Origin of the sequence: Paenibacillus wulumuqiensis, assembly GCF_000971965.1 — a bacterium.
GTDB lineage: Bacteria > Bacillota > Bacilli > Paenibacillales > Paenibacillaceae > Saccharibacillus > Saccharibacillus wulumuqiensis.
Map to the genome: position 1 here is coordinate 40,195 of NZ_LAQP01000023.1, position 7,072 is coordinate 47,266.

5 protein-coding genes are annotated in these 7,072 nt (G+C 51.2%); 1 reads left to right on the forward strand and 4 read right to left on the reverse strand.

Annotated elements, in window-relative coordinates:
- Nucleotides 1-189 precede the first annotated feature (189 nt).
- Complete coding sequence (locus WH45_RS22210) at nucleotides 190-1,746, forward strand: Ppx/GppA family phosphatase (RefSeq protein WP_052723922.1); 1,557 nt, start codon at nucleotides 190-192, stop codon at nucleotides 1,744-1,746.
- On the opposite strand, the gene ppk1 is transcribed toward WH45_RS22210, so the two are convergent.
- The 4 genes from ppk1 to WH45_RS22230 all read right to left on the reverse strand — a co-directional run bounded on the left by ppk1 (nucleotide 1,679) and on the right by WH45_RS22230 (nucleotide 6,676).
- The gene (gene ppk1 / locus WH45_RS22215) at nucleotides 1,679-3,823 is read right to left on the reverse strand and encodes a polyphosphate kinase 1 (RefSeq protein ID WP_046216612.1); all 2,145 of its coding nucleotides are present in this window, start codon (nucleotides 3,821-3,823) and stop codon (nucleotides 1,679-1,681) included. The two genes, WH45_RS22210 and ppk1, sit on opposite strands and share 68 nt — an antisense overlap.
- A gap of 151 nt (nucleotides 3,824-3,974) precedes the next feature.
- Nucleotides 3,975-4,193 (reverse strand): hypothetical protein, encoded by a 219-nt coding sequence (locus WH45_RS22220; protein ID WP_046216613.1) that lies wholly within the window; start codon nucleotides 4,191-4,193, stop codon nucleotides 3,975-3,977.
- A 211-nt stretch (nucleotides 4,194-4,404) separates the two neighbouring features.
- On the reverse strand, nucleotides 4,405-5,382 hold the full coding sequence (locus WH45_RS22225) for a polysaccharide deacetylase family protein (protein WP_046216614.1): 978 nt from the start codon (nucleotides 5,380-5,382) through the stop codon (nucleotides 4,405-4,407).
- 298 nt (nucleotides 5,383-5,680) lie between these two features.
- Nucleotides 5,681-6,676 (reverse strand): nuclear transport factor 2 family protein, encoded by a 996-nt coding sequence (locus WH45_RS22230; RefSeq protein WP_046216615.1) that lies wholly within the window; start codon nucleotides 6,674-6,676, stop codon nucleotides 5,681-5,683.
- Nucleotides 6,677-7,072: the final 396 nt, after the last annotated feature.

Genomic DNA, 7,072 nt, shown 5'->3' on the forward strand with positions numbered 1-7,072 from the left:
ACCCGGAAAAGCACTCAGGAACTATTTCGTATGTACGATAGTGCTTTATTGTAGACTGTACTAAAATAAGTTAGACTGTAAGCGTGATTATGTAGGAACGATCCGGTTTTGTAAACCCGGACAGATCGGATCATACGGACAGAAGCAGCATTTTTTCCCGGCTGAACCCGTAAACGACAGGAGGATATTATGCAGAATACAATGGAGCACAGCCGTGTAGGCATTATGGATATAGGGTCCAACTCGATTCGTCTGGTCATTTATGAGACGAGTCCGTCTGGAGGTTACACCGTTCTCAAAGAGTGCCGCGAATCCGCACGTCTCAGTGCGATCGTGACACCGGAAGGACAGATGCCGCTGGAAGCAGTGAGCGTGATTGTACCGGTACTGCGCCAGTTTGTGGAAGTGAGTCAGGTCTACGAAGTGAGCGAGATTCGTGCGGTCGCTACAGCGGCGATCCGCAATGCGGTGAACGGCGAAGAGGTCATCCGCTACCTGAACGAACATACCGGCCTGACTATTGAACTGCTGCCCGGCGAGATGGAAGGACATTACGGATTCATCGGTGTCGTGAACCGGATCGATATCAAAGATGGCTATATTATCGATATCGGAGGCGGTAGTACGGAGATCACCCTGTTCCAGAAGCGCAAGCGCGTGGCGACCGTCTCGTTTCCTTTTGGCGCGGTGAATATGAATGTACGCTTTGGCAATCATACCAATGGCAAATGGGACGAAAAGTCGGTCTCCGAACTGCAAGCTCTCGTTCTGGAAGCTGCGCGTGAACATCCATGGATCAGCAGCAATCCGGGTCTGCCGCTCGTCGGTCTGGGCGGTACGATTCGTGCAGTCGGTAAAATGCATCAGCGCAAACGCAAATATTCGATGGAGCAGATCCATCAGTATACGCTCCAGCCGGAAGACACGGACTACTATTACCAGCAGCTCCCGTCGCTGACCAACGAGCAGCGCAAACGCATTGGCGGTCTGAGCAAGACACGGAGCGATATTATCGTGCCGGGTACTATTATTCTTCATACAATGTTCCGTCATATGCAATGTGATCATTACATTATCAGCGGTACCGGTCTGCGGGACGGTCTGTTCTTTGAATGGGATCGCGGCAAGGATAACGCGGTACTGGATAATGTACTGGAGTATGAGATTCATGCGGCACTTTCCCAGGAGCCGCTGCCCCGCCAGCGTCATCTGCGTCAGGTGGACAAGCTCTCGGTTCAGCTCTACGAAGCACTGGGCGAAGGGCAGGGAGATGCCTGGAACCGCAAGCTGCTGCGTACGGCAGCCCTGATGCACCAGGTCGGGATGAAGGTCGGCTACCATGAATATGAGGAACACACCCGCTACCTGCTGACGACCCGCGCAGTAGCCGGGTTGGATCACCGGGAGACGGTGCTGGTCGCTTTTATCGCCATCTTCGGAAGCAAAGGCAAGATCAAGAAAAGACGTATTTCCGTAGAATACGCGGATATTCTGCATCCTAAGGATGAAGAGCGCATTCGCCGGCTGGGGGCGCTGCTGCAGCTCGCCGCCGCTATGGATACGAGCGAGACACAGCCGGTCAATCGCATGACCGCTGTACGCAAAGGAAGAGACTTCGAGCTGACCATACACTGTCGCACCGAAGCCTCTATGGAATTAAACGATATTACCGACGCTGTTAAAGATTTGGAGAAGGAGTGGGATGTGCGGGTCCGGTTGGTAGTACATACGGTTTCCACGAACTGACATCCCATGCCTGGAACTGACTGCGCAGCGGCGGTTTACCATTTTTGAATAATTCATAATTACCGCTGGGCAGGAGTATTCTGGCTTTGACGTTATCCTCAAGGATAAGGTTCAGAATATTCAGCATAGCGGTTTTTGTGTTTTTGTCGAACAGCGGGCACATCAGCTCGACCCGGCGGGTCAGGTTGCGTGTCATCCAGTCTGCACTGGACAGCCATACTTCCGGATTGCCGCCATTGTCAAAGGCATACACCCGTGAATGCTCCAGATACCGGTCGACGATGCTGCGGACCCGGATACGTTCGCTCAGACCCGGAATACCCGGGCGCAGACAGCAGACACCGCGGATGATCAGATCGATATCGACACCAGCCTGGGAGGCGGCGTACAATTCGTCGATCATGCGCTGGTTCGACAGGGAGTTCATCTTGGCGATGATCCGTGCCGGTTTGCCGTTGCGGGCATGATCGGCTTCACGCTGGATCAGCTCAATAAACTTGTTCATCATCGTGTCTGGAGCAACAGCTACCGCTTTCCAGTCATGGCTTTCCGTGTATCCAGTAATATGATTGAACACCTCGGAGGCATCTTCCCCGATTTGCTGATTTACGGTCAGCAGGCCGACATCGGTATAACTCTTAGCCGTCGAGGCATTATAGTTACCGGTACCGATATGGATATATCGGCGCAGCATATTGCCTTCACGGCGTACGACGAGAATGACCTTGGCATGTGTCTTGAGGCCGACGAGACCGTAGACCACATGACAGCCGGCTTTTTCCAGCATGCGTGCCCAGACGATATTGCGCTCTTCATCAAAGCGGGCTTTCAGCTCCACGACAACCGTCACCTGCTTGCCGGATTCGGCCGCTTTGGCGAGCGAGTGGATGAGGGAGGACTTGCCGCTCACCCGGTACAGCGTCATCTTGATCGCCATGACATCCGGGTCTTCGGCAGCCTGCTCGATAAAGTCGCTGATCGCATCAAATGATTCATATGGATGGTACAACAGCACATCGCGTTCCTTGAGCACGCTGAAATAATCCGTTTCACTGCCTTCCGGGAATTCGGGAGAGTACCTCGGAATCTCCGGCGGATAGCGCAGGGAATCATGTCCCTGAATCGAATCGGAGAAGGACAGCAGGAAGCCAAGATCGAGCGGACCGTCAATCTCGAATACCGCTTCGCTGATATCGAATTCCTCCATCAGCATCTCCATGGCATACGGATGAATATCCTTCTCAATCTCCAGACGTACCGGTGCTCCACGTCTGCGCTTGCGCAGCTGGTTCTCAATCTCTTCCATCAGGTCTTCCGCATCTTCCTCATTAATGTCAAGATCGGCATTACGAGTCAGCCGGAAAGCATTTACTGCCACCGGTTCGTAGCCGCCGAACAGCGTATGCACATGATGACAGATCAGATCCTCGATAATAACGTATTGCTGCTTTTTGCTGTTCTGGCGATGCGGCAGCGCGACCATACGCGGCAGATTCGAAGGAATCTGTACGATGGCAAAATAATATCTGTCGCTGTCGTCCGCATCTTCATGCTTTTCACCCTTGCGTTCCAATACGACCGATACATACACATTCAGTCCATGTACGAGCGGGAACGGACGGCTCTGATCGACTGCCATCGGTGTCAGCACCGGGTAGATCACATCGTGATAATAAGTATCCGCAGCCTTTTGCTGGGAAGCGCTAAGATCCGTGTAGCGGTTAACCGTAATGCCCTGTTTGCCCAGCTGGCGGATCATGTCGCGGTAGGTACGGTATTGCTGGGAGACCATTTTTTCAACTTTTTTGGTCAGGCGCTTGTACAGACCTGCCGGTGTGTAGCCGGTAAAGTCCTTTTTGGTGTATCCGGCCTTGATCTGGTTGCGGATACCGGCCACTCTGACACTCATGAACTCGTCCAGATTGCGGGATACAATACCGAGAAACTTGATTCTCTCCAGCAGGGGAGTCTCCGGGTCCTGGGCCTCTTCAAGCACGCGGGTGTTGAATTCGATCCAGCTTAAGTCACGGTTAATATAAGACGACTGGGATTGTTGTTGTCCATGTTTGTTTTCCATAATGCCTCCGGTTAATCATTTGCTTCCTGTCCTAACGTACTCGTACTACCAGTATAGTGCAGGACACATAGGAATATTGTCGAAATCTGCAAAAATACATCATATGTAGCCAGTATAGCCTTCTTTTGTTAACGCTGTGTAAAATAAGGCGTTAAGTTTCGTTCCACAAATTTGGACCGCCGATTTTGGCGATCGATCTTTTCTGGGTACGGCCGAAATTAAAGCTGCGGATGCGTACCTCATAGCCCTCGTCATCAAGCGGCATGGTCTTCTTCAGCTCCGCTACCGTACGGGTCGGATAGCCGGGCCGGCTCAGGTCAATCAGCAGCAGCTCGTTGTGCAGCTGGTTCAGGCATTCGCCGAGAGTCATGGTGTCGGGCTCCTTTGTATACAGGGAATGGCTGCCAGTCATCCTATAGATGCACCGGCATAATTATTATTTATTACCCGCATATCTCTATTTTGAGTAAATTAATCTAAAAATGCAAAAAAAGGCCTGGTCCCATCGCTCCCTTTTCAGGGAAGAGGCAGGCTCAGGCCGGGAATATTTATTTATTTATTTATTTATCGCAGGGCTGCGGTTATTTTGACCTGACCCGATCTGCTGGGGTGTCCGGCAAATTAAGCAGATGCTTGACTGTAGTCGTCGAAGTCACGTTCATCCGTGGCAGATACATCGGATCGTCACCGGGATGCACATAGCCGGGGCGTACCGTAAAGGCCATACGGTATCCGTTCATTTTGAGATCATAGACCATTTTGGGATCGTATTCTCCATAAGGATAGGCAAAGTATGGTGTATCGATGCCGGTTTTGGATTTCATAATCTCGATATCATGGGTAAAACGTGTGCTGTCCTTGCCGGCTGCATAATACTCGGCACACTGCACGAGCCGCTTGTAATGCAGATTGTACGTATGACTGTGGTACTCGAATACATCGCGCGTCGCTTTCATTTCCTTGCGGGAAATGGTCGTTTTGGCGGTGGGGATGAACTTTTGCTTGTGATCCTTGAGCTTGGTACCGACGATGAAGATCGAGGCACGGAAGCCGTACTTTTTGAGTACCGGATAGGCATAGACCACATTGTTCTGATAACCGTCGTCAAAGGTCAGGACGACCGTTTTCTCGGGCAGCTGGATCTCGCCTCTCACATAGCGCTCCAGTTCCTTGAGCGTAGCGGTGTGATAACCCTCGTCATGCAAATATTTGATGCCTTCTTCAAAAGCTTCCAGATTGATACGCGCATTATTCGGTTCAACATTATACTTTTCAGGTACGACGTAGTGATACATCAGTACCGGGATGTGACTGGCTTTGCCAGGAGGGGCGCTGTGGGTCACTTCCGAAGCGGAAGCGACATTGGAGGCACCCTCGGGGACTTCGCCATTCAGTGTCTCAAACAAATCATCGGTCATATCATATGTGGCCCTGCATGTCTCATAGGAGAAAGCGGAAGCATGTGGATACTTCAGGCTCAGCACATAGAAGGTCACGACGAAGGCGATGGTGATATAGAGTAGGACGATGAATAGATTACGGATACGCCGGATTCGCATTTCGCAGGCTCCTTTTCTGTCAACTGAGTGAGCAGATTTGCTCTGCCCTTATATAACATCGGAAAAGGAAGCCCGAAATTTTATCCTACTGTCGAATCATGTAGAATGTCCTATATAACCGGATTGATCATCCTGTGCCGTATTTCTCATCAGTTCGGCAGACGGAAATCAGCACAGACAGACAGGAAACGTCCAGCAAGCGCATATGGCAGCACAGCAAAAGGCCGCTCTCCAATTATATGGATAGCGGCCTTTATTTAGAGAAGGGATGAGGTATTCATCCTTGTCATCGCTGTTATTAGAACATCGTATTCTCATTGGCGGATTGCTCCGGTACCGGCTGGCTCAGCGTCCACATCTCGGCAATCTGACCATTCTCGATCCGGAAAATATGGGCGACAGCCGTACCGCGATCATCGGCACTATTTTGCATCTGGCTGTGTACGACGACCAGATCGCCTTCAGCGACCACATTAATCACTTTGGCTGTGCTGTCCGGATGCGCACGGAACTCGGTCAGATAATGGCTGGTGAGTGCGTCACGGCCGTTGGCAATGCCGGAGCCGTGCTGAACGAAATTTTCACTTACTGCTTCGTTGGCAGCATCGGTATTATGCTGATTGAAAAACGACTCATAGAAATTTTTGACAAAGTTCGCATTGGCTGCAACAGTAGCCCGCGGCGTATCGGCGACAGCCGCTTCGGTAGAAGTCGACGGCAGCAGATCAGCCGGTTTCTCGGAACCGGTCAGCTGGGAGGGAGCCACGCTCCAGTGTTCGGCGATCAGGTTATCCGCGATTCGGTAAATGTCGACTACAGCGCCAGCGGAAGCTTTGGCTGCATCTCCTGCCGGTGCGGATGGCTCGGAGAAGACAGCGACCAGATCACCCTGGCCAACCATGCCGCGTACATTAACTTTGTAATCGGCATTCTGCTCGAAGAACGGGGTAAAGTAGGACACGAATCCTTCCCGGCCAGTTGCGGAAGCTGGATCATGCTGTACATAACCTTCTGCCACATACTGGTTGACCTTGTCCAGCTGATGACCATTGAATACATCAGTATACAGTCCAAGCACCAGCTTTTTATTGGTGGTGATTTTGGTCTCTTCGGCGGAAGCATTGGAAGAGCTGTCCGGTGCGGCAGGATTGGCTGCATCCGGAGCCGTACCGCCGGAATTCTCGGTATTCGGAGTGGTGCTCGGTGCCGGTGCACTGGAATTATTGTTGCCCGAGCATGCGGACAATACCGTGATCAGCATCAGACTTGCAAGCAATAGACTGGTTTTTTTCATAAATAAAACTCCTTTGGTTGTTCGTTGTGTACACCATGATTCATGATGTCAGGCTGCTCTCGTTATATTAACCAAATGGTCAGCCGGCGAATGCACGACTGCCAAATGGCGACAGCAGCAGAGGGTCACAAGCTGCAGGTAATAACCGGTAAAGCACAGCGATATCCCTCTCACCCTTTGTCTGCTCTCATTATAAAAGACGGGCGCAGCAATTGCGAAGTTGCAGTGCAGCGGCCCGTATGATGCTGCTGTTATTCAGCATTATTGTTATGATACGAAGGACATTTCTGATCACAAAAAGAAGCCTCCGCTGCGCAATTGAACTGCACCCCTTAAAATGGACATTAGAAAACCCCTCGGTTAAACTAATGAGCATTTGGGGGTGCATTTTTCATG

Bases quoted from the DNA above. Each gene is read 5' to 3' on its own strand.
- WH45_RS22210 (WP_052723922.1), top strand. From the start codon at position 190: ATGCAGAATACAATGGAGCACAGCCGTGTAGGCATTATGGATATAGGG.
- ppk1 (WP_046216612.1), bottom strand. From the start codon at position 3,823: ATGGAAAACAAACATGGACAACAACAATCCCAGTCGTCTTATATTAAC.
- WH45_RS22220 (WP_046216613.1), bottom strand. From the start codon at position 4,193: ATGACTCTCGGCGAATGCCTGAACCAGCTGCACAACGAGCTGCTGCTG.
- WH45_RS22225 (WP_046216614.1), bottom strand. From the start codon at position 5,382: ATGCGAATCCGGCGTATCCGTAATCTATTCATCGTCCTACTCTATATC.
- WH45_RS22230 (WP_046216615.1), bottom strand. From the start codon at position 6,676: ATGAAAAAAACCAGTCTATTGCTTGCAAGTCTGATGCTGATCACGGTA.